The following is a 21,586-nucleotide window of genomic DNA, read 5'->3' as shown; positions in this document are numbered from 1 at the left end:
GTACACCGCGTGCAATGGTTTAGCGACTACTTCGCAGCCGAACGGGGATAAATCCCCTCACCACAGAGGCTCGCTCCCACAGCGGATCTCTGTTTGGTCAGGAAGCCCGGAGTGACCGGGCTCGCTAACGCCTTACAGCTTGATCCACGTCGCCTTCAGCTCGGTGTACTTGTCGAAGGCGTGCAGCGATTTGTCGCGACCGTTGCCCGACTGCTTGAAGCCACCGAACGGCGCGGTCATGTCGCCGCCATCGTACTGGTTGACCCACACGCTACCGGCGCGCAAAGCCTTGGCGGTCAGGTGCGCCTTGGAGATGTCCTGGGTCCACACCGCTGCGGCCAGACCGTATGGCGTGTCGTTGGCAATCTGGATGGCTTCTTCGGCGCTGTCGAAAGCGATCACCGACAACACTGGGCCGAAAATCTCTTCCTGAGCAATCTTCATCGCATTGCTCACACCATCGAAAATGGTTGGCTCGACGTAAGTGCCACCGGTCTCCTGGAGGATGCGCTTGCCGCCGGCGACCAGTTTGGCGCCATCGCTATGGCCGGATTCGATGTACGACAGCACAGTGTTCATCTGCTGGGTATCGACCAGCGCACCGACGTTGGTCGCCGGGTCCAGCGGATTGCCCGGCTTCCAGGTTTTCAGCGCCTCGATCACCATCGGCAGGAATTTGTCCTTGATCGAGCGCTCGACCAGCAGACGCGAACCGGCGGTGCAGACTTCGCCCTGGTTGAAGGCGATGGCGCTGGCGGCGGATTCAGCGGCGGCCTGCAGATCCGGCGCATCGGCGAAGACGATGTTCGGGCTCTTGCCGCCGGCCTCCAGCCAGACGCGCTTCATGTTCGATTCGCCGGCGTAGACCATCAGTTGCTTGGCGATCTTGGTCGAGCCGGTGAAGACCAGCGTGTCGACGTCATTGTGCAGACCCAGCGCCTTGCCGACGGTGTGGCCATAGCCCGGCAGCACATTGAGCACGCCTTTCGGAATCCCGGCTTCAATGGCCAGCGCAGCGATACGGATGGCGGTCAGCGGCGATTTTTCCGACGGCTTGAGGATCACCGAGTTGCCGGTCGACAGCGCCGGGCCGAGTTTCCAGCAAGCCATCATCAGCGGGAAGTTCCACGGCACGATAGCGCCGACCACGCCCACCGGCTCGCGAGTCACCAGGCCCAGTTGATCATGTGGGGTCGCGGCGACTTCGTCGTAGATCTTGTCGATCGCTTCACCGCTCCAGCTCAGCGCCTGCGCCGCACCCGGCACGTCGATGTACAGCGAATCGCTGATCGGCTTGCCCATGTCGAGGGTTTCCAGCAGCGCGAGTTCTTCGGCGTGCTGTTTCAGCAGGCTGGCGAAGCGGATCATGGTGGCTTTGCGTTTGGTCGGCGCCAGGCGCGACCAGACGCCGGAGTTGAAGGTGGCGCGGGCGTTTTCTACAGCACGGTCAGCATCGGCGGCGTCGCAGCTGGCGATCTTGCCGAGCAAGCGGCCATCGACCGGGCTGATGCATTCGAAGGTTTCGCCGGAAACGGCGTCGGTGTATTCGCCATTCAAGAAGGCGCGGCCTTCGATTTTCAGATCGCGGGCGCGTTGTTCCCAGTCGGCACGAGTCAGGGTGGTCATTCGGGTGTCCTCCTCTTATTGAATACGAGCACCGCAAGCGCTGCGGCGCTGTTCAAGAATTCTGCCCGGCCAGCCTGCACTTTCGGCCCGAGGCACCCGCCACCCTAAACCAGCGACCGGGTTTGTTTCAATATATTTGACATAAGCTGGCCATACGGCCTTGCGGTGTTCATTTTAATAAACATAGACTTTGGCCCATTCCAGCCAACGCGCCGTCATTAACGGAGAAAACAACAATGAACATCCAGAACGTCGTCGACATCAGCCTCGCCAGCAGCGCAGCCGAGCGTTATCGCCCGGACCCGGCGAAAGTGCTCAAAGGCGACCCTGAGCAAGCGGTGTTTCATCAATACGACAGCCCTTGTGGGCAAATGGGCGTTGGTGTGTGGGAAGGCGCGGTGGGCCAGTGGACGGTGAATTACACCGAGAATGAGTACTGCGAGATTCTGCAGGGGGTTTCGGTATTGCGTGACAGCGATGGCAATGCCAAGACCTTGCGCGTTGGCGATCGCTTCGTGATCCCGGCGGGTTTTCGCGGCACCTGGGAAGTGCTGGAGGCTTGCCGCAAGGTTTATGTGATCTTTGAACAGAAGGCTTGAGATGTTTGCTGGCTGATCGGCCCTCATCGCTGGCAAGCCAGCTCCCACAGGTTTTGTGCATGACACAGGTTCTGTGAAGACCGGCAATCAATGTGGGAGCTGGCTTGCCAGCGATAAGGCCCAACCGGTCACCGCAGAATCCAAGGCAAAAAAAAGGCCCGTATCTCACGATACGGGCCTTTTTCGCAGTCAGGAAAAATCAATTACTTGATTTTGCCTTCCTTGTACATCACGTGCTTGCGAACAACCGGATCATATTTCTTGATCTCGATTTTGTCCGGGGTAGTACGCTTGTTCTTGTCGGTAGTGTAGAAGTGACCAGTACCGGCGCTCGAGATCAAACGAATCAATTCACGCATGATTAGCTCCCTTAAATCTTGCCATCGCGGCGAAGTTCGGCGAGCACGACAGTGATGCCACGCTTGTCGATGATACGCATGCCTTTGGCAGATACGCGCAGACGCACAAAACGTTTCTCTTCTTCAACCCAGAAGCGGTGATGCTGCAGGTTCGGCAGGAAACGACGACGGGTTTTGTTGTTTGCGTGGGAAATGTTATTCCCAGTCACCGGACCCTTACCGGTAACTTGACATACTCTCGACATGCCTCAGCCCTCTAAAACCACATGCCCAACCCGGCATGGGTTGGCCGCTTAATCTCTCAGTCATTTGGCGCCAGGCGCCGCGTTTCTTTAGAGGTCTTACCGGCTACACCTACAGTGAAGGAACCGGGCCCCTAGAAAAGAGCGCTGCTTTATACCAGAAAGACCGGGGTGCAACAACAATCGGTGTGCAATCAATCGGCAAAAGGGCGATTTTTTCCGCCGCAGACGCCTTGGACAAAGGCTGCGGCCAGTTTTGACCACTCGTCGCAGAAATCCCGTCCTACAGGCGATTCAGACTTTTCATCCCCCTGCCCACGCTCGAAACCGCGCAAGAGTGCGCCTGAAAATGCAAAAAGGGGATAGTCATTTGCAATTCAGAGCTCTAGGGTAGGACTTTTCCAGACTGCACTTGCAGATGGGCCTTCGATCTGTAAAGGAAACCGACCATGCGCCTCGCTGCCCTACCCCTGTTGCTCGCCCCGCTCCTGCTGAGCCCCCTTGCCCAGGCCGCCGCGTTGAGCGTGTGCACCGAGGCCAGCCCTGAAGGGTTCGACGTGGTGCAGTACAACTCACTGACCACCACCAATGCTTCGGCTGACGTATTGATGAACCGCCTGGTGGATTTCGACACCGCCAGCGGCAAGGTCATTCCGAGCCTTGCCGACAGCTGGGAAGTCAGCACCGACGGCCTCACCTATGTGTTCAAACTGCACCCGCAGGTGAAATTTCACACAACCGATTACTTCAAGCCGAGCCGCGAGCTGAGTGCCGAAGACGTAAAATTCAGCTTCGACCGCATGCTCGACCCGGCCAACCCGTGGCACAAAGTCGCCCAGAGCGGCTTCCCCCATGCGCAGTCGATGCAACTGCCAACCCTGATCAAGAAGATCGACGCCCTTGACCCGCTCACCGTGCGTTTCACGCTTGATCATCCGGATTCGACCTTCCTCGCGACCCTGAGCATGGGCTTCGCCTCGATCTATTCCGCCGAATACGCCGACAAACTGATGAAGGCCGGCGCCACCGACAAACTCAACAGCCAGCCGATCGGCACCGGCCCGTTCGTGTTCAATCGCTTCCAAAAAGATGCAGCGATTCGCTACAAGGCCAATCCGGACTATTTCCGTGGCAAGCCTGCCGTCGACCCGTTGATCTTCGCCATCACGCCGGACGCCAACGTGCGCCTGCAAAAGCTGCGGCGCAATGAATGCCAGATCGCCCTGTCGCCGAAACCATTGGATGTACAGGCCGCGCTGAAGGAACCGACGCTGAAAGTCGAAAAGACTGACGCGTTCATGACCGCTTTCGTGGGCATTAACAGCCAGCATCCGCCGCTGGACAAGCCGGAAGTGCGCCAGGCGATCAACCTCGCTTTCGACAAGGCCAACTACATCAAAGCCGTGTTCGAAGACACCGCCGAGGCAGCCAATGGGCCATACCCACCGAACACCTGGAGCTATGCCAAGAACCTGCCGGGCTATCCGCACGACGTGGCCAAGGCCAAGGCGCTGCTGGCCAAGGCCGGCTTGAAGGACGGCTTCCAGACCACGATCTGGACGCGGCCATCGGGCAGCCTGCTCAACCCGAACCCAAGCCTCGGCGCGCAGATGCTGCAGTCGGATCTGGCCGAGATCGGCATCCAGGCAGAAATTCGTGTGATCGAATGGGGCGAGCTGATTCGTCGCGCCAAGGCCGGCGAACATGATCTGCTGTTCATGGGCTGGGCCGGTGACAACGGCGACCCGGACAACTTCCTCACTCCGCAGTTTTCCTGCGCAGCAGTGAAGTCCGGGACCAACTTCGCGCGGTACTGCAACGCCGATCTGGACAAGCTGATCAGCGCCGGCAAGACCACCAGCGAGCAAGGCGTGCGCACCAAGCTGTATGAGCAGGCACAAGCGCAGATCCAGCAGCAGGCATTGTGGCTGCCACTGGCGCACCCGACGGCCTACGCTTTGACGCGCAAGGATGTTCAGGGTTATTCCGTCAGCCCGTTCGGCCGCCAGGATTATTCCAAGGTCAGCCTCAAATAACCTGCCTGACACACCGGTGGATGGAAACAATCTGTGGGAGCGAGCCCGCTCGCGAAAGCGGTCATTCAGCAAACAATGATGCTGACTGATAACACGCCTTCGCGAGCAGGCTCGCTCCCACAAGGTCCAGAATCGGCGCCGAGAACTACATCCAGCCACACTCCGCCATCGACAGCGGTTCGCCGTCGCCGATGATGAAGTGATCGAGCACTCGCACGTCAATCAGCTCCAGCGCTTTCTGCAGGCGCTTGGTCAGCAGCCGATCGGCCTGACTAGGATCGGTGTTGCCGGACGGATGGTTGTGACAAAGGATCACCGCTGCGGCGTTATTCGCCAGCGCGCGCTTCACCACCTCCCGAGGATGCACGCTGGTGTTGTCGATCGAGCCGCGAAACAGCGCCTCGAAATTCAGCACCTGATGTTTCGAATCGAGAAACAGGCAGCCGAACACCTCGTGCGGCTCATGCCGCAGCATCGCCTTGAGGTAATCGCGGACGACCTGAGGGTTCTCCAGTGCCGGTTTCTGTCGTGAACGCTCGGCCAGATGGCGCTTGCTCATTTCCTGCGCGGCTTGCAGCTGCGCGAACTTGGCGGGGCCGAGGCCCAGTTGTTTGCTGAATGCGTCCTGATCGGCCTCGAGCAGCAAACGCAGGCCACCGAATTGCGTCAGCAGATGTCTGGCGAGGTCCACAGCGCTTTTTCCGGGCAATCCGGTGCGCAGAAAAATCGCCAACAACTCAGCGTCCGAAAGACTCCCTGCGCCGTGTTCCAACAGCCTTTCCCGAGGCCGTTCCGCCGCCGGCCAATCGCGAATACTCATAGCACCTCCTTGTCTGTGGGCGCCGCTGTTCCGTAGCGGTCGCTGTGATATCGTAGCCCATCTTTTTGGCGGTCGATTCAACCCTGGGGAGGGGTATCGCGCCGCCGTCATCAACGAAATGAAAGGCAGACCTATGCAGCGGCTGTATCGGAAACGCATCGTTCTGGGCGTCGGCGGCGGCATTGCGGCCTACAAGAGCGCCGATCTGGTTCGCCGCCTGATCGACCAGGGTGCCGAAGTGCGCGTGGTCATGACCCATGGCGGCGCCGAATTCATCACCCCGCTGACCATGCAGGCCCTGTCGGGCCACCCGGTTCACCTCGACTTGCTCGACCCTGCCGCCGAAGCCGCCATGGGTCATATCGAGCTGGCGAAATGGGCCGATCTGGTGCTGATCGCCCCGGCCACTGCCGACCTGATCGCCCGCCTGGCCCAAGGCATTGCCAACGATCTGCTGACAACGTTGGTGCTGGCCACCGACGCCGTGGTTGCTGTCGCGCCAGCGATGAATCAGGCGATGTGGCGCGACCCGGCGACCCAGGCCAACCTGCAACTGCTGGAAAGCCGTGGCCTGAAGACTTTCGGCCCGGCCTCGGGCAGCCAGGCCTGCGGCGACGTCGGCATGGGCCGCATGATGGAGGCCACCGATCTGGCCCTGCTCGCCGCTGATTGCTTCCAGCGCCAGGCCCTGACCGGCAAGCATGTGGTGATCACCGCCGGCCCGACTCAGGAAAACATCGACCCGGTGCGCTACATCACCAACCACAGCTCCGGCAAAATGGGTTTTGCCCTCGCCGAAGCAGCCGTGGAAGCCGGCGCCCGTGTCACTTTGATCAGCGGCCCGGTGCACTTGCCGACGCCTGATCGCGTGACGCGGATCGATGTGGTCAGCGCCCGCGACATGCTCGCCGCCTGCGAATCGGCCATGCCTTGCGACGTGTTCATCTCGTCGGCAGCGGTGGCGGACTACCGCCCCGAAGTCGTCGCCCCGCATAAACTCAAGAAAGATCCTACGAGCGGTGACGGCTTCGTCCTGCAAATGGTGCGCAACCCGGACATCCTTGCCACTATCGCGACCCGTCCCGACCGTCCGTTCAGTGTCGGCTTCGCCGCCGAAACCGAACACCTGCTCGACTACGCTGCACGCAAGCTGAAGGACAAGAATCTCGATCTGATCGTCGCCAACGACGTCGCCAACCCGAGCATCGGTTTCAACAGCGAAGAAAACGCCTGCAGCGTCATCGACCGTGAGCTGCACGCCACGGTTTTCGCCCAGACCAGCAAGAGCAAGATCGCTCGCCAACTGGTCACTTTTATCGCCGAACGTCTGAACCAGGTTTAATTTACATGCACGCTTTGCAAGCCAAGATCCTCGATCCACGCATCGGTACCGAATTCCCGCTGCCGCAATACGCCACACCGGGCTCCGCCGGCCTCGACCTGCGCGCCATGCTGGAACAGGACATCGTGATCAAACCGGGTGAAACCGTGCTGATTCCCACCGGCCTGTCGGTGTACATCGGCGACCCGAATCTCGCCGCGCTGATCCTGCCGCGCTCGGGCATGGGCCACAAACACGGCATCGTGCTGGGCAATCTGGTCGGCCTGATCGACTCCGATTACCAGGGCCCGCTGATGGTCTCCTGCTGGAACCGCGGCCAGAGCGACTTCACCATGACCGTCGGCGAACGCCTGGCGCAATTGGTGCTGGTACCGGTGGTGCAGGCGCATTTCGAAATGGTTGAAGAGTTTGTCGAGACCGAGCGCGGTACCGGTGGTTTTGGCCATACCGGCACCAAATAACCGAATAGAAATTATTGCGGTGAGGGGATTTATCCCCGATGGGCTGCGAAGCGGCCCCCAAGATTTTGGGTCTGCTGCGCAGCCCATCGGGGATAAATTCCCTCGCCACAAAAAATGCGCTACATCGGCGGCAGGTATTAACACCGTAAATCAAGGTTTTGCCAGCCGAAAGCCACGCCAGGCGAGGCGTCATGGCCCTTTCATAGCACGAACTCTCTGTGGAAAACGCCGTCATACCCTTCAGTTTGAGCCTGCCGTCGAATCATTCGCCGGTCTGTCCCGCCCTTTTCGAGATGGAGCATGTCCACAAATGAGCACCCCCGCCAAGATCGCCCCGACGCTGCCTGACAGCATTTTCCGCGCCTACGACATTCGTGGCACCGTGCCGGAATTCCTCAACGGTGAAACCGCCTACTGGATCGGTCGCGCCATCGGCTCGCAGAGCCTGGCCCAGGGTGAACCGAACGTGTCGGTCGGTCGTGACGGTCGCCTGTCAGGCCCGGAGCTGGTCGCGGAACTCATTCGCGGCATCGCCGAGAGCGGTTGCCACGTCAGCGATGTCGGCCTGGTGCCAACGCCGGCACTGTACTACGCCGCCAATGTGCTGGCCGGCAAGTCCGGGGTGATGCTCACCGGTAGCCACAATCCGTCGAACTACAACGGCTTCAAAATCGTCATCGCCGGCGACACCCTCGCCAACGAGCAGATTCAGGTGCTCCACGAGCGCATCAAGAACAATGACCTGAGCAGCGGCCAGGGCAGCGTCACTCAGGTCGAAATCCTCGACCGCTACAACACCGAAATCGTCCAGGACATCAAACTGGCCCGCCGCCTGAAAGTCGTGGTCGACTGCGGCAACGGCGCGGCCGGCGTGATCGCCCCGCAACTGATCGAAGCGCTGAACTGCGAAGTCATCCCGCTGTTCTGCGAAGTCGACGGCAACTTCCCGAACCATCACCCGGATCCGGGCAAACCGGAAAACCTCGTAGACCTGATTGCCAAAGTCAAAGAGACCAACGCCGATATCGGCCTGGCCTTCGACGGTGACGGCGACCGCGTTGGCGTGGTGACCAACACCGGCAGTATCGTCTACCCGGATCGTCTGCTGATGCTGTTCGCTCGCGACGTAGTGGCGCGTAACCCGGACGCGGAAATCATCTTCGACGTCAAATGCACCCGTCGCCTGGTGCCATTGATCAAGGAATACGGCGGTCGGCCGCTAATGTGGAAGACCGGTCACTCGTTGATCAAAAAGAAAATGAAACAATCCGGCGCGCTGTTGGCCGGCGAAATGAGCGGGCACATCTTCTTCAAGGAACGCTGGTTCGGTTTCGACGACGGCATCTACAGCGCCGCACGTCTGCTGGAGATCCTCAGCAAGGAAAAATCCACCGCGGAAGAGCTGTTTGCGACCTTCCCGAACGATATTTCCACGCCGGAAATCAATATCCATGTGACCGAAGAGAGCAAATTCAGCATCATTGATGCACTGCACGATGCTCAGTGGGGCGAAGGCGCCGACCTGACCACCATCGACGGCGTGCGTGTCGATTACGCCAAAGGCTGGGGCCTGGTGCGCGCATCCAACACCACACCGGTGCTGGTGCTGCGCTTCGAGGCCGATGACGAGGCTGAATTGCAGCGCATCAAGGATGTGTTCCACGCCCAACTGAAACGCGTTGCACCTGATCTCCAACTACCGTTCTGATCCACCCGGAGCCCTGAATGACCCTCGAACGCGAAGCCGCCGCCAACACTGCCAAGGTCCTGTCCGAAGCGCTGCCTTACATCCGACGCTATGTCGGCAAGACCCTGGTGATCAAATACGGCGGCAACGCGATGGAAAGCGAGGAGCTGAAAACCGGCTTCGCCCGCGACATCGTGCTGATGAAAGCCGTGGGCATCAACCCGGTGGTGGTGCACGGTGGCGGCCCGCAGATCGGTGATCTGCTCAAGCGCCTGTCGATCGAAAGCCACTTCGTCGACGGCATGCGCGTTACCGACGCGGCGACCATGGACGTGGTGGAAATGGTCCTTGGCGGTCAGGTCAACAAGAGCATCGTCAACCTGATCAACCGCCATGGCGGCAGCGCCATCGGCCTGACCGGTAAGGATGCCGGGCTGATCCGGGCGAAGAAGCTCACCGTCTCCCGCCAGACCCCGGAGATGACCCAGCCGGAAATCATCGACATCGGCCACGTCGGCGAAGTCGTCGGCATCAATACCGAGCTGTTGAATCTGCTGGTCAAAGGCAACTTCATCCCGGTCATTGCGCCGATTGGCGTCGGTGAGAACGGCGAGTCGTACAACATCAACGCCGACCTGGTGGCGGGCAAGGTTGCCGAAGCACTGAAAGCTGAAAAGCTGATGCTGCTGACCAACATTGCCGGCCTGATGGACAAGTCGGGCACCGTGCTGACCGGCCTGAGCACGCAGCAGGTCGACGACCTGATCGCCGATGGCACGATCTACGGCGGCATGCTGCCGAAGATCCGCTGCGCACTGGAAGCGGTTCAGGGTGGCGTAGGTAGTTCGTTGATCATCGACGGTCGTGTGCCGAACGCGATTCTGCTGGAAATCTTCACTGATACTGGCGTGGGTACGCTGATCAGCAATCGCAAGCGTCCTTGATCGCTGATACACCGGAGATCGCAATCTGCGGCAGCGCCTGCAAATTTCGTTGATGCGAAATTTCTGTAGGAGCTGACGAAGGCTGCGATCTTTTTTGTGCGCGCAGGAAACGCCTGACTCGACACAGCGAAACGTCCGACATCCCTCCAGAACAAATCTCCATAGGATCTTCCCCTCATCCAACGGAGATCTTCCCATGCAAAAAAACAGCGTTCCTTACGGCAGTGACATTTCGGCTGGCACTTACGCCTGCGTGGACTGCGGCCGAGAGTATTCAGCCCCTTCGCAGACTTCGATGCCGCCCTGCCCTGACTTCACCGAAGCCTCTCACCCACTCAAGGGCTGGAAAGTGCTCACCGGCCAAGGAGATGCACCCCAGGATCCCTACCCAGCCGCCAGCGACAAATAACCGGAGCGGCGACTCATGCAGATCTCGTTCACGATCGACGCCGATGCTTTCGAGCAGGAACAGAAGGAACCGGTGAAAAAGACCTTGCGCATCGGCGATGCGGAAATCGCCCATGCGCTGGAGCGCATCGCCAAAGCCAGCCTGACCGAATACCTGAAAATGCTGGTCGAGGGCGGCATGCCCAGCCGGGCCGACGAAGCCAAGCAGGATCGCCTGCTGTATCTCATTCAGAGTTACTTCGGGCAAACCCTGCCGACCGAATCGCAGATCTCGACGATCTTTCAACTGACCCAGAGCCAAAGCAAAACCCTGCTGAAGAACACCGTTTCGCGTTTTCGCAATCAGCTCGACGACATCCTGCAGCACAGCATGCGCGCCGTCATCGTTTCCGCCGAACACGCGCAGAACGTGTTTCTGGTGGTGATCAGCTCGGATGTGATTCGCGATGAATTGAACATGCTCATCACCCAGAACGAGCCGACCTTCAAACCCATCACCAAACGCAAGGGCAGCGCCGGGCAATTCGAGATCAGCGAAGATTCCCACGCATTGCTCTGCGCAACGCTGGGTCTGAATGCCGTTCAGTGACATCGTCGCGGTCAGTGGCTTGCTGCTGACCCTGACCACGTTCATGTTCAATCTGGCGTGGCCGGCGCTCAATGAAGCGCTGGCTGAAGATGAATTTCAAAAAGGTTCGCAGGCCCGCAAGCGCAGTCGAGACAACGTGATGGCAGCTTTCTACTGGCGAGCATTGCCATTGACGTGCGCGTTTGTGGCGCTGTTTTACGTCAACTTGCCGGCTGCGGTTAGCATCATCGACAGCAGCACGCTGGATTTGTGGGATTTCGATGTGGATCGCACTTTGTACGTGATGGTGGTTGTAGCGCTGCTGGTGTTTGCGCTGGTCAATGCGGGACTGGCGCTGAGACTGCTGATCAAATGGCAAAAACTGCGTAGACCACTGTAGGAGCTGCCGAAGGCTCGGGCCGCGATCGGACGATCTTTTGATCTTGATCCTGAAAAACAAGATCAAAAGATCGCAGCCTTCGGCAGCTCCTACAGGTGCGTATCACACGCCAAATTGGGCGCGGTACGCTTCCACGGCTGGGAGGTGTTGCTTGAGCTGCGGATCGTCGGCGAGGAACTCCAACACCTGATTCAGCGAGACGATGCTGATCACCGGAATGCCGAAGTCACGCTCGACTTCCTGGATGGCCGACAATTCGCCGTTGCCACGCTCCTGGCGGTTCAGCGCGATCAGCACACCGGCGGCTTTGGCGCCGTCTTGGGAAGCGATGATCTGCATCACTTCACGAATGGCGGTGCCGGCGGTGATCACGTCGTCGATGATCAAGACTTCGCCAGTCAGCGGCGCGCCAACCAGGCTGCCGCCCTCGCCGTGGGCCTTGGCTTCCTTACGGTTGAAGCACCACGGCAGATCACGATCGTGATGCTCGGCCAGCGCAACGGCGGTCGTGGCCGCCAGCGGAATACCTTTATAAGCCGGGCCAAACAGAACGTCGAAGGGGATGCCGCTCTCGGTGATGGCCGCAGCGTAGAAACGTCCCAGCTGGGCAAGGGCCGAACCCGAATTGAACAGGCCGGCATTGAAGAAGTAGGGACTGGTGCGCCCGGACTTCAGGGTGAACTCACCGAAGCGCAAAACGCCGCGATCGATGGCAAAACGAATGAAATCGCGCTGATACGCTTGCATGAAAAAAACCCCAAATACCACGGATTTAGCTAATTAGCTTGACGCCGTGTATCATACACGCACGCGATTTTTGGGGCCATTTATGCGGATCATCAGTGTGAACGTCAATGGTATTCAGGCGGCAGTCGAGCGCGGTTTGCTCAGTTGGCTGCAAGCCCAGAATGCCGACGTCATCTGCCTGCAGGACACCCGTGCCTCCGCCTTTGAACTGGATGACCCAGCCTTCCAACTGGATGGCTACTTCCTTTATGCCTGCGATGCTGAAGTCCCTGCCCAAGGCGGCGTGGCTTTGTATTCGCGGTTGCAACCGAAGGCTGTCATCAGCGGTCTCGGTTTCGAGACGGCCGACCGCTACGGGCGCTACCTGCAAGCAGATTTCGACAAAGTCAGTATTGCCACCTTGCTGTTTCCTTCGGGGATGAACGGCGATGAGGACTTGAACCAGAAGTTCAAGCTCATGGACGATTTCGGCAAGTACCTGGACAAACAGCGACGCAAACGTCGCGAGTACATTTATTGTGGCTCGCTGTACGTTGCGCAGCAGAAACTCGACATCAAGAACTGGCGCGACAGCCAGCAATCTCCAGGCTTCCTGGCGCCGGAACGCGCCTGGATGGACGAGATTGTCGGCAACATGGGCTATGTCGATGCGCTGCGCGAAGTCAGCCGAGAAGGCGATCAGTACAGCTGGTGGCCGGATAACGAACAGGCCGAGATGCTCAATCTGGGCTGGCGTTTCGATTATCAGATCCTGACCCCGGGCCTGCGTCGCTCGGTGCGCAGTGCACGCCTGCCGCGTCAGCCACGGTTTTCGCAGCACGCGCCGTTGATCGTCGACTACGACTGGACGCTGACCATCTAAGCGTCGTATCGCAGCCAAAGAAAATGCCCGCATCGTGAGATGCGGGCATTTTTTATGCGCCGTGCTTCCTAAACCGCAGCGAAGAATGGCAAGGCCAGGTACAGCTTGATCACGATGACGTTAACGATATCGATGAAGAACGCTCCTACCATCGGCACCACCAGAAACGCGATTTGCGAAGGGCCATAGCGCTGCGTCACCGCTTGCATGTTGGCAATGGCCGTAGGCGTGGCACCCAGCCCAAAGCCGCAGTGTCCCGCAGCGAGTACGGCGGCATCATAGTTGCTGCCCATCACCCGAAACGTTACGAAAATCGCGAACAGCGCCATGACCAGCGCCTGCACGGCCAGAATGATGAAGATCGGCAATGCCAACGCCGCCAGATCCCAAAGCTTCAGCGACATCAGCGCGATCGCCAGAAACAGCGAGAGGCTGACATTGCCGAGCACGGAAACTTCACGCTCGAACACCTGATACAAGCCAAGTGCTGACAGACTGTTGCGCAACACCACACCTACAAACAGCACGCAAACAAACGTCGGCAGTTCGAACGCAGTGCCATGCAGAACGCCATTCAGAAGGTTGCCAGCGAGCAGGCTGACGGCAATCAGCGCCAGCGTCTCGACGAACGAAAACGGCGTGATTGAGCGTTCCTTGTTTGGCTGTTCAAAACCTCTTGGCAGTCGCGGCGCTTGTTGCGGATTGCAACCCGGCACTTGCACGCGCTTGATCAGCAACCGGGCAACGGGCCCACCGATCAGACCACCCAGCACCAGACCGAACGTCGCTGAGGCCAGCGCCAGCTCTGAAGCCGACGCCAGGCCATATTTCTCGCTGAACACCGCGCCCCATGCAGCGCCAGTGCCGTGGCCGCCGGCCAGCGTGATCGAGCCCGTCAGCAAGCCCATCAAAGGGTCGAGCCCGAGCAGGGTTGCCAACCCGATGCCCATGGCGTTCTGCACCACCAGCAAGCCAATGACCGCCAGCAGGAAGATACCGACAATGCGGCCGCCCTTCTTCAGGCTGGCAAGGTCAGCACTCAAGCCAATGGTGGCAAAGAAAGCCAACATCAGGGGGGTTTGCAATGATGTATCGAAGCGGACTTCAATGTCGAAAGTGCGCAATATCAACAGGAGCACGGCAACCACAAGGCCGCCTGCTACCGGTTCAGGAATATTGTAACTTCGCAGAAAGCCGACACGCGTAACAAGTCCGCGTCCGAGCAGCAGTACTAAAGAAGCGGCCACGAGCGTGCCGTAGAAATCGAGCTCAATCATGTGGATTATTCTTGGCTAAGTATTCACGAGGCGAGCGTTTACCTGGGCTCGACGGGTGAACCGGCTGATTTTCTCAACACTGATTACTGGGGAATTCAAGTACCATCGATGGCTTGAACATATCGGAATGTTTCAACCGAAACATTACATCGGGCAACTTTAACAACCAGCTCGCGCCAATAACAAGAACGGGAATAAGCACTGGACCGATCAGTTGTGACCAAAGATGTAATAGAGGAACATCAGCAAATAAATGCCAAACCGCACATCGTTAACAGACTAGTCCTACAACAAAAACCAATTATTAAGTTGCACAAATAAAAATACCCCGATAAGTCGGGGTATTTTCATATTGCGATACAACAGACTTTCACTTGATCAATCGCCAGGTAAACGGATATCTGTATGGGAAACCTTCGTTGGCTTTGACCCCTGCAATGATCGTCAGGACCAGTGCGGCGATCGCCAACAAACCAAACAGGAAGAAACCAATGATCAGCAGCATGAGCAGGAAGCAGATCATTGAGGCTATCGCCACCGTGATCTGAAAATTCAACGCCTCTTTGCCCTGTGCATCGATAAAAGGGTCTTTCTCGCGCTTCATCTGCCATAGGATCAACGGCCCGATCAGATTGCCGAACGGAATCCAGATCCCCAGCAAGGCGGACAGGTGACAGAACATTGCCCACTGGCGAACCTCCTGGCTCGGTTTGGGCAGCAACTCTTGCTCGTCACTCATCATGTCCTCCTTGTGATCGAAAACCTCAGTCGGCCAGTGCAGCCTTCTGCAGTTCGAAGATCTCGTTCATGCCTTTCTTCGCCAGTTCCAGCATGGCGTTCAAGTCTTCAGGCTGGAACGGCGCGCCTTCAGCAGTGCCCTGCACTTCGATGAAACCGCCGGTGCTGGTCATCACTACGTTCAGGTCGGTTTCAGCAGCGGAATCTTCAAGATAGTCCAGATCCAGCACCGGCTCGCCCTGGTACATGCCCACCGAGACTGCACCGATCATCTGCTTGAGCGGGTCACCGCCTTTCAGGCCGCCGCGCTTCTTGATCACTTTCAGGGCATCGACCAGCGCAACCATGGCGCCGGTGATGGACGCGGTGCGAGTACCGCCATCGGCCTGGATCACGTCGCAATCGACATACAGGGTCACGTCGCCAAGCTTGGACATATCCAGCGCCGCGCGCAGGGAGCGGCCGATCAGACGCTGGATTTCGAGAGTACGACCGCCCTGCTTGCCACGGCTGGCCTCACGCTGGTTACGCTCACCGGTGGCGCGCGGCAGCATGCCGTACTCGGCAGTCAACCAGCCCTGGCCCTGGCCTTTGAGGAAGCGCGGCACGCCATTTTCGACGCTGACGGTGCAGATGACTTTGGTATCACCGAATTCGACCAGTACGGATCCCTCGGCGTGTTTGGTGTAGTTGCGGGTGATGCGGATCGAGCGGAGCTGATCGGCAGCGCGACCACTTGGACGTTTCATAGGGATACCTGTACTGAGGACGGAAAACTGCCGAGCATTATAGAGCGCTGCACCGCGAGTGGGCACTGGTTAAAACCGCCGGCCGACGACCGAAGCCCCTCAAGCGCGCATAACCGACGGGCTGCAGCGCTTTGTCACACCGTGTGTTTGGGCGCATTCGCCGCACTGCGCTACAATCCTGCGCCTTTGCTGCCAGTCGGCTTAAATTCATTGAAATCGCGCCTGCGAAACAGCGTTTCGCGCCGATCTGCATTGCGAGGTCACCGCCATGGTGCACAGCATGACCGCCTTCGCCCGCGTCGAGAAAGCCGGCGTTCAGGGCACCCTGAGCTGGGAACTGCGCTCGGTCAACAGCCGCTATCTGGAACCGCACCTGCGCTTGCCCGAATCGTTTCGCGACCTCGAAGGCGCCGTGCGTGAAGCGCTGCGTCAGGGTCTGTCGCGGGGCAAACTGGAATGCACGCTGCGCTTCACCGAAGAAAGCACTGGCAAACCGCTGCAAGTGGACCGCGAGCGCGCCGCGCAACTGGTGGCCGCTGCGGAAACCGTTGCCGGTCTGATCAAGAATCCTGCTGCGCTGAATCCGCTGGAAGTGCTGGCCTGGCCCGGCGTGCTGGTGGCCGATGCGACCGACCCGCAAGCGCTGAACGCCGAAGCGCTGGCGCTGTTCAATCAGGGCTTGAAGGATCTGAAGGCTGGTCGCGAGCGCGAAGGCGCGGAGCTGGCTCGCTTGATCAACGACCGCCTGACTTCCATCGAAGAAGACGTGGTGACCCTGCGTGAACTGGTGCCGCAGATGCTCGCCACCCAGCGCCAGAAGGTCCTCGACCGCTTTGCCGACATGAAGGCCGAGCTCGACCCGCAGCGCCTGGAACAGGAAATGGTCATCCTCGCGCAAAAAAGCGACGTGGCCGAAGAACTGGATCGCCTGAGCACCCACATCATCGAAGTTCGCCGGGTGCTCAAGTCCGGTGGTGCCGCCGGGCGGCGTCTGGACTTCCTGATGCAGGAGCTCAACCGCGAAGCCAACACACTGGGCTCCAAAGCCTTCGACCCACGCAGCACCCAGGCCGCCGTCAACCTCAAGGTGTTGATCGAGCAGATGCGCGAACAAGTGCAGAATATTGAGTAAGGCTACCCTGACATGACCCAACACACCGGCACCCTGTACATCATTTCCGCGCCATCGGGCGCGGGCAAGAGCAGTCTGGTCAAGGCGTTGACCGACGCCGACCCGGAGATCCGCGTTTCGGTCTCGCACACCACCCGCGCCATGCGCCCGGGCGAAGTGGATGGCGTGAACTACCATTTCGTGACCCGCGAAGAGTTCGTGAAGATGGGCGAGCACGGCGACTTTCTTGAACGCGCCGAAGTCTTCGGCAACTTCTACGGCACCTCGCAAAGCCGTTTGCAACAGACTCTGGACGAAGGTCACGACCTGATTCTGGAAATCGACTGGCAAGGCGCCGAGCAAGTGCGCAAGCTGATGCCGCAAGCGCGCTCGATCTTCATCCTGCCGCCATCGCTGCAAGCCCTGCACCAGCGCCTGACCAACCGCGGCCAGGACAGCGACGAGATCATCGACGGCCGCATGCGCGAAGCGGTCAGCGAGATGAGCCATTACGTCGATTACGATTACCTGATCATCAACGACGATTTCGCTCACGCGCTGGACGATCTGAAAGCGATTTTCCGCGCCAATCAGCTGCAACAGAAACGCCAGCAAGTGCGTTTCGGCAAATTGCTGGCTGAATTGCTCGGCTAAAACAGCACTTCCCAAAATGCCTGCAAGCGCTTTACATTGGTGCTTGCAGCGCGTTGAAGGGTCTGGTCAAAAAATCAGCGCTTCCCTAATCGCTGGTGATTTTTTAAACTGCTCAGTCCGCTCGCCCAACCGGGCAGCGCGCATATTGCATTCGCTCCGAGGAATACCATGGCCCGCGTAACCGTTGAAGACTGCCTAGAACACGTGGAAAACCGCTTTGAGCTGGTCATGCTCTCTACCAAGCGTGCCCGTCAACTGGCCACCGGCGGCAAAGAGCCATTGGTGCAGTGGGAAAACGACAAGCCGACCGTTGTCGCGCTGCGTGAAATTGCTGAAGGCCTGATGAGCTACGAGTTCATCGCCGAGCAGGAAATCGTCCAGGATGAACCGCTGTTCGCAGCGTTCGAGGACGAGTCGAACGAGGCCGTCTAAGCCTATGCCTGGTCGACGTAGCACGGCGCGGGGTCACAGCTTTCGGCAGGAATCATCATGCCGAGCATAGACGCCCTCGCCGATCGCTTATCGACCTACCTCGGCAACGACCAGGTCAACCTGGTCCGCCGAGCGTATTTCTACGCCGAACAAGCCCATGACGGTCAACGCCGTCGCAGCGGCGAGGCGTATGTCACGCATCCTCTTGCCGTGGCCAATATTCTTGCCGACATGCACATGGACCATCAGAGCCTGATGGCCGCGATGCTGCATGATGTGATCGAAGACACCGGTATCGCCAAGGAAGCGCTGCAAGCGCAGTTCGGTGAAACCGTGGCCGAACTGGTCGACGGGGTCAGCAAACTGACCCAGATGAATTTCGAGACCAAGGCCGAAGCCCAGGCGGAAAACTTCCAGAAAATGGCCATGGCCATGGCGCGCGACATCCGGGTGATCCTGGTCAAGCTCGCCGACCGCCTGCACAACATGCGCACGCTGGAAGTGCTGTCCGGCGAAAAACGCCGGCGCATCGCCAAGGAAACTCTCGAGATCTACGCGCCCATTGCCAACCGGCTGGGCATGCACGCGATCCGCATCGAATTCGAAGACCTCGGCTTCAAGGCCATGCACCCGATGCGTTCCGCGCGGATCTACCAGGCGGTCAAGCGCGCCCGGGGCAACCGCAAGGAAATCGTCAACAAGATCGAAGAATCCCTCGGTCACTGCCTCGCCATCGACGGCATCCAGGGCGAAGTCAGCGGTCGGCAGAAACACCTCTACGGCATCTACAAGAAAATGCGCGGCAAGCGTCGGGCCTTCAACGAAATCATGGACGTTTACGCGTTCCGGATCATCGTCGACAAGGTCGATACCTGCTACCGCGTATTGGGTGCTGTGCATAATTTGTACAAACCGTTGCCAGGGCGCTTCAAGGATTACATCGCGATCCCCAAGGCCAACGGCTATCAGTCGCTGCACACCACCCTGTTCGGCATGCACGGGGTACCGATCGAGATCCAGATCCGCACCCGCGAAATGGAAGAAATGGCCAACAACGGCATCGCCGCCCATTGGCTGTACAAATCCAGCGGTGACGAGCAACCGAAAGGCACGCACGCACGTGCCCGCCAGTGGGTCAAAGGCGTGCTGGAAATGCAGCAACGCGCCGGCAACTCGCTGGAATTCATCGAAAGCGTGAAGATCGACCTGTTCCCGGACGAGGTCTACGTGTTCACGCCCAAAGGCCGGATCATGGAGCTGCCAAAAGGCTCCACGGCGGTCGACTTTGCCTACGCAGTGCACACCGATGTCGGCAACAGCTGCATCGCCTGCCGGATCAATCGTCGTCTCGCGCCGCTGTCCGAACCGCTGCAAAGCGGCTCCACGGTCGAAATCGTCAGCGCCCCCGGCGCACGGCCGAACCCGGCGTGGCTCAACTTCGTGGTCACCGGCAAGGCACGCACACATATTCGTCATGCACTGAAACTGCAGCGCCGCTCCGAGTCCATCAGCCTCGGCGAACGCCTGCTGAACAAGGTGCTCAACGGGTTCGACAGCTCCCTGGAGAAGATCCCGGCAGAGCGCGTCAAAGCAATGCTTACCGAGTACCGCCTCGAACTGATCGAAGACCTGCTCGAAGACATCGGCCTGGGCAACCGCATGGCGTACGTGGTCGCCCGTCGCCTGCTTGGCGAAGGCGAGCAGCTGCCGAGCCCGGAAGGTCCGCTGGCGATTCGCGGCACCGAAGGCCTGGTGCTCAGCTACGCCAAATGCTGCACGCCGATCCCGGGCGACCCGATTGTCGGGCACCTGTCGGCGGGCAAAGGCATGGTCGTGCACCTGGATAACTGCCGCAACATCAGCGAAATCAGGCACAACCCGGAAAAATGCATCCAGCTCTCGTGGGCCAAGGATGTCACCGGCGAATTCAACGTCGAGTTGCGCGTCGAGCTGGAACACCAGCGCGGCCTGATCGCCCTGCTGGCCAGCAGCGTCAACGCGGCCGACGGCAATATCGAGAAAATCAGCATGGACGAACGCGATGGCCGCATCAGCGTCGTGCAGTTGGTGGTCAGCGTCCACGACCGTGTGCACCTGGCCCGCGTGATCAAGAAACTGCGCGCCTTGACCGGGGTGATCCGCATCACCCGCATGCGCGCATAACCTGCCTATTACAAGGAGTCCTACATGACCAAAACCGTCATCACCAGCGACAAGGCCCCGGCCGCCATCGGCACTTACTCCCAAGCGATCAAGGCAGGCAACACCGTTTACATGTCGGGCCAGATTCCTTTGGACCCGAAAACCATGGAACTGGTCGAAGGCTTCGAAGCCCAGACCGTCCAGGTCTTCGAGAACCTCAAAGCCGTGGCCGAAGCCGCCGGCGGTTCGTTCAAGGACATCGTCAAACTGAACATCTTCCTCACCGACCTGAGCCACTTCGCCAAGGTCAACGAGATCATGGGCAAGTACTTCGACCAGCCATACCCTGCCCGCGCCGCCATTGGCGTGGCCGCCCTGCCGAAGGGTGCGCAGGTTGAAATGGATGCCATTCTGGTCATCGAGTGATGCGCACGGCGCGGCCTTCACGCCGCGCCGACTGCTGCAAGAAAAGGTTTTGAAAGGATTTCACCATGCGCAAAGCGCTAGCTCTCTCGCTGCTCGCCCTGTTTCTCGGCGGCTGCGCCAGCGACCCTGCCGACCGTGACATCAGCGGCACCTGGATCAACCAGGTGGCGATCGATGCCGCCGCCAAGGGCGGTCCCCTGCGTGAAGCGCTGCAGGCTTACGGCCCGAATCTGGAGTGGGACGTCAACACCAAGGCCGGTCAGGCCCGCTATACCAACGGTTTTGAGAACGTCGAAGGACGGCTGCTGGGCGAAGAGTCCGGCGCCTGGAAAGTCGACTTCTATGGCAGCTCCGCCAGCGAACTGAAACGCGATGGCGGGCGCCTGCAACAAGCTGCCAGCGACAACGAACCCGAACAAGTCTTCGATCGCGCACAGATCCCGGTGCCGGAAGGCGCGCCAATCGGTGCCAGCTTCGAACGCGCGCTCTACTCAGCATACCTGGGCGGCAACTGGACCATCGCCAGCGGCCAGGGTGAAGGCGGCACCGTGCAGTTCCAGGCCGACGGCCAGGTGACCGGCCTGCCGGGCGTTGACCGTTATGCCTTGTGTCTGGCCGGCGATTGCGCGTCGATGAGCAATGGCAACGACAGCATGTGGCTGCAACTCAATGGCCAGGGCAATAACTGGATCTTTGTGCGCAAGGGCAAGGAGCTGGAGATTTTGCAAGCAGTCAACGCTGCGCTGGCGGATGAGCAACCGCAGTTTGCCGCGGGTGAGCGCAAGTGGTTGCTGGAAAAACAGTAACCCGCTGAAAAGATCGCAGCCTTCGGCAGCTCCTACTTTGGAATGCATTTTCCTGTAGATACCGTCTTGAGCCTCACCGGGCAAGCGCAAGTTTCGGGTCATATGGCAGTCCTGACTTGAGCACTCCGTAAACGAAGTGCAGCAGCTTGC

At 59.3% G+C, this 21,586-nt stretch carries 22 protein-coding genes and 1 pseudogene; 15 read left to right on the top strand and 8 right to left on the bottom strand.

All coding sequences use genetic code 11. The annotated features are described in order from the left end of the window. Window positions 1-132: 132 nt before the first annotated feature. Entirely contained in the window at window positions 133-1,626 is a 1,494-nt protein-coding gene (locus tag ASG55_RS25595; RefSeq protein WP_041476638.1) for an aldehyde dehydrogenase, read from the bottom strand. 236 nt (window positions 1,627-1,862) lie between these two features. Here ASG55_RS25595 and ASG55_RS25590 point away from each other — a divergent pair, with 236 nt between their 5' ends. Further along, window positions 1,863-2,225: a cupin domain-containing protein gene (locus ASG55_RS25590; protein ID WP_056791593.1), complete on the top strand. Its 363-nt coding sequence runs from the start codon at window positions 1,863-1,865 to the stop codon at window positions 2,223-2,225. 203 nt (window positions 2,226-2,428) lie between these two features. Here the strand turns inward: ASG55_RS25590 and rpmG are convergent, their stop codons facing one another. Both rpmG and rpmB read right to left on the bottom strand, forming a co-directional pair. Next, the gene (gene rpmG, locus ASG55_RS25585; RefSeq protein WP_016772554.1) at window positions 2,429-2,584 is read right to left on the bottom strand and encodes a 50S ribosomal protein L33; all 156 of its coding nucleotides are present in this window, start codon (window positions 2,582-2,584) and stop codon (window positions 2,429-2,431) included. Between the two features lie 11 nt (window positions 2,585-2,595). Then, the gene (gene rpmB / locus ASG55_RS25580) at window positions 2,596-2,829 is read right to left on the bottom strand and encodes a 50S ribosomal protein L28 (protein ID WP_007920377.1); all 234 of its coding nucleotides are present in this window, start codon (window positions 2,827-2,829) and stop codon (window positions 2,596-2,598) included. A 446-nt stretch (window positions 2,830-3,275) separates the two neighbouring features. Here rpmB and ASG55_RS25575 point away from each other — a divergent pair, with 446 nt between their 5' ends. Then, on the top strand, window positions 3,276-4,862 hold the full coding sequence (locus ASG55_RS25575; RefSeq protein WP_056791590.1) for an ABC transporter substrate-binding protein: 1,587 nt from the start codon (window positions 3,276-3,278) through the stop codon (window positions 4,860-4,862). A gap of 145 nt (window positions 4,863-5,007) precedes the next feature. Here the strand turns inward: ASG55_RS25575 and radC are convergent, their stop codons facing one another. Further along, window positions 5,008-5,682, bottom strand: coding sequence for a RadC family protein (gene radC / locus ASG55_RS25570; protein ID WP_056791587.1), 675 nt, complete (start codon window positions 5,680-5,682; stop codon window positions 5,008-5,010). 133 nt (window positions 5,683-5,815) lie between these two features. Between radC and coaBC the strand changes: the two genes are divergently transcribed. The 6 genes and pseudogenes from coaBC (at window position 5,816) to ASG55_RS25535 (ending at window position 11,492) form a co-directional block, all read left to right on the top strand. Beyond that, on the top strand, window positions 5,816-7,024 hold the full coding sequence (gene coaBC, locus ASG55_RS25565) for a bifunctional phosphopantothenoylcysteine decarboxylase/phosphopantothenate--cysteine ligase CoaBC (RefSeq protein WP_016772551.1): 1,209 nt from the start codon (window positions 5,816-5,818) through the stop codon (window positions 7,022-7,024). 5 nt (window positions 7,025-7,029) lie between these two features. Next, a complete protein-coding gene (gene dut / locus ASG55_RS25560; RefSeq protein WP_016772550.1) occupies window positions 7,030-7,485 on the top strand; it encodes a dUTP diphosphatase in 456 nt (151 codons plus the stop codon). A gap of 304 nt (window positions 7,486-7,789) precedes the next feature. Next, window positions 7,790-9,193, top strand: a pseudogene (locus ASG55_RS25555) (phosphomannomutase/phosphoglucomutase); the annotation flags it as partial. 17 nt (window positions 9,194-9,210) lie between these two features. Then, window positions 9,211-10,116 carry an acetylglutamate kinase gene (argB, locus tag ASG55_RS25550; RefSeq protein ID WP_016772548.1) on the top strand — a complete coding sequence of 302 codons (906 nt, stop codon included), beginning with the start codon at window positions 9,211-9,213 and terminating at the stop codon, window positions 10,114-10,116. Window positions 10,117-10,540: 424 nt separating this feature from the next. Beyond that, entirely contained in the window at window positions 10,541-11,113 is a 573-nt protein-coding gene (locus ASG55_RS25540) for a hypothetical protein (protein WP_056791578.1), read from the top strand. Then, window positions 11,100-11,492, top strand: a complete 393-nt coding sequence (locus tag ASG55_RS25535; RefSeq protein ID WP_056791575.1) for a hypothetical protein — start codon at window positions 11,100-11,102, stop codon at window positions 11,490-11,492. Before ASG55_RS25540 ends, ASG55_RS25535 begins: the two co-directional genes overlap by 14 nt. Window positions 11,493-11,594: 102 nt before the next feature. On the opposite strand, the gene pyrE is transcribed toward ASG55_RS25535, so the two are convergent. Then, window positions 11,595-12,239, bottom strand: a complete 645-nt coding sequence (gene pyrE, locus ASG55_RS25530) for an orotate phosphoribosyltransferase (RefSeq protein ID WP_056791572.1) — start codon at window positions 12,237-12,239, stop codon at window positions 11,595-11,597. A gap of 82 nt (window positions 12,240-12,321) precedes the next feature. Between pyrE and ASG55_RS25525 the strand changes: the two genes are divergently transcribed. Further along, window positions 12,322-13,101: an exodeoxyribonuclease III gene (locus ASG55_RS25525; RefSeq protein ID WP_016772543.1), complete on the top strand. Its 780-nt coding sequence runs from the start codon at window positions 12,322-12,324 to the stop codon at window positions 13,099-13,101. A 68-nt stretch (window positions 13,102-13,169) separates the two neighbouring features. Here the strand turns inward: ASG55_RS25525 and gltS are convergent, their stop codons facing one another. From gltS to rph, 3 genes are all read right to left on the bottom strand, one after another. After that, window positions 13,170-14,378 (bottom strand): sodium/glutamate symporter, encoded by a 1,209-nt coding sequence (gltS, locus tag ASG55_RS25520; RefSeq protein WP_056791569.1) that lies wholly within the window; start codon window positions 14,376-14,378, stop codon window positions 13,170-13,172. Window positions 14,379-14,748: 370 nt separating this feature from the next. After that, complete coding sequence (locus ASG55_RS25515) at window positions 14,749-15,117, bottom strand: DUF4870 domain-containing protein (RefSeq protein ID WP_016772541.1); 369 nt, start codon at window positions 15,115-15,117, stop codon at window positions 14,749-14,751. A gap of 25 nt (window positions 15,118-15,142) precedes the next feature. Next, window positions 15,143-15,865, bottom strand: coding sequence for a ribonuclease PH (gene rph, locus ASG55_RS25510; protein WP_027610407.1), 723 nt, complete (start codon window positions 15,863-15,865; stop codon window positions 15,143-15,145). 268 nt (window positions 15,866-16,133) lie between these two features. On the opposite strand from rph, the gene ASG55_RS25505 reads away from it, so the two are divergent. From ASG55_RS25505 to ASG55_RS25480, 6 genes are all read left to right on the top strand, one after another. Then, window positions 16,134-16,997, top strand: coding sequence for a YicC/YloC family endoribonuclease (locus tag ASG55_RS25505; protein WP_016770639.1), 864 nt, complete (start codon window positions 16,134-16,136; stop codon window positions 16,995-16,997). A 12-nt stretch (window positions 16,998-17,009) separates the two neighbouring features. After that, the gene (gene gmk / locus ASG55_RS25500) at window positions 17,010-17,630 is read left to right on the top strand and encodes a guanylate kinase (RefSeq protein ID WP_039757364.1); all 621 of its coding nucleotides are present in this window, start codon (window positions 17,010-17,012) and stop codon (window positions 17,628-17,630) included. 168 nt (window positions 17,631-17,798) lie between these two features. Then, window positions 17,799-18,062: a DNA-directed RNA polymerase subunit omega gene (rpoZ, locus tag ASG55_RS25495; protein WP_008030604.1), complete on the top strand. Its 264-nt coding sequence runs from the start codon at window positions 17,799-17,801 to the stop codon at window positions 18,060-18,062. 57 nt (window positions 18,063-18,119) lie between these two features. Beyond that, the gene (gene spoT, locus ASG55_RS25490; protein ID WP_007920338.1) at window positions 18,120-20,225 is read left to right on the top strand and encodes a bifunctional GTP diphosphokinase/guanosine-3',5'-bis pyrophosphate 3'-pyrophosphohydrolase; all 2,106 of its coding nucleotides are present in this window, start codon (window positions 18,120-18,122) and stop codon (window positions 20,223-20,225) included. 24 nt (window positions 20,226-20,249) lie between these two features. Continuing rightward, complete coding sequence (locus ASG55_RS25485) at window positions 20,250-20,630, top strand: RidA family protein (RefSeq protein WP_014340863.1); 381 nt, start codon at window positions 20,250-20,252, stop codon at window positions 20,628-20,630. 65 nt (window positions 20,631-20,695) lie between these two features. Further along, the gene (locus tag ASG55_RS25480; RefSeq protein ID WP_024014801.1) at window positions 20,696-21,436 is read left to right on the top strand and encodes a hypothetical protein; all 741 of its coding nucleotides are present in this window, start codon (window positions 20,696-20,698) and stop codon (window positions 21,434-21,436) included. The last annotated feature ends 150 nt before the right edge of the window (window positions 21,437-21,586 follow it).

This window comes from Pseudomonas sp. Leaf434 (assembly GCF_001425545.1).
Taxonomy (GTDB): Bacteria; Pseudomonadota; Gammaproteobacteria; order Pseudomonadales; family Pseudomonadaceae; genus Aquipseudomonas; species Aquipseudomonas siliginis.
Note: the sequence above shows the minus strand (reverse complement) of the source record. Positions and strands in the feature narration are given on the sequence as shown.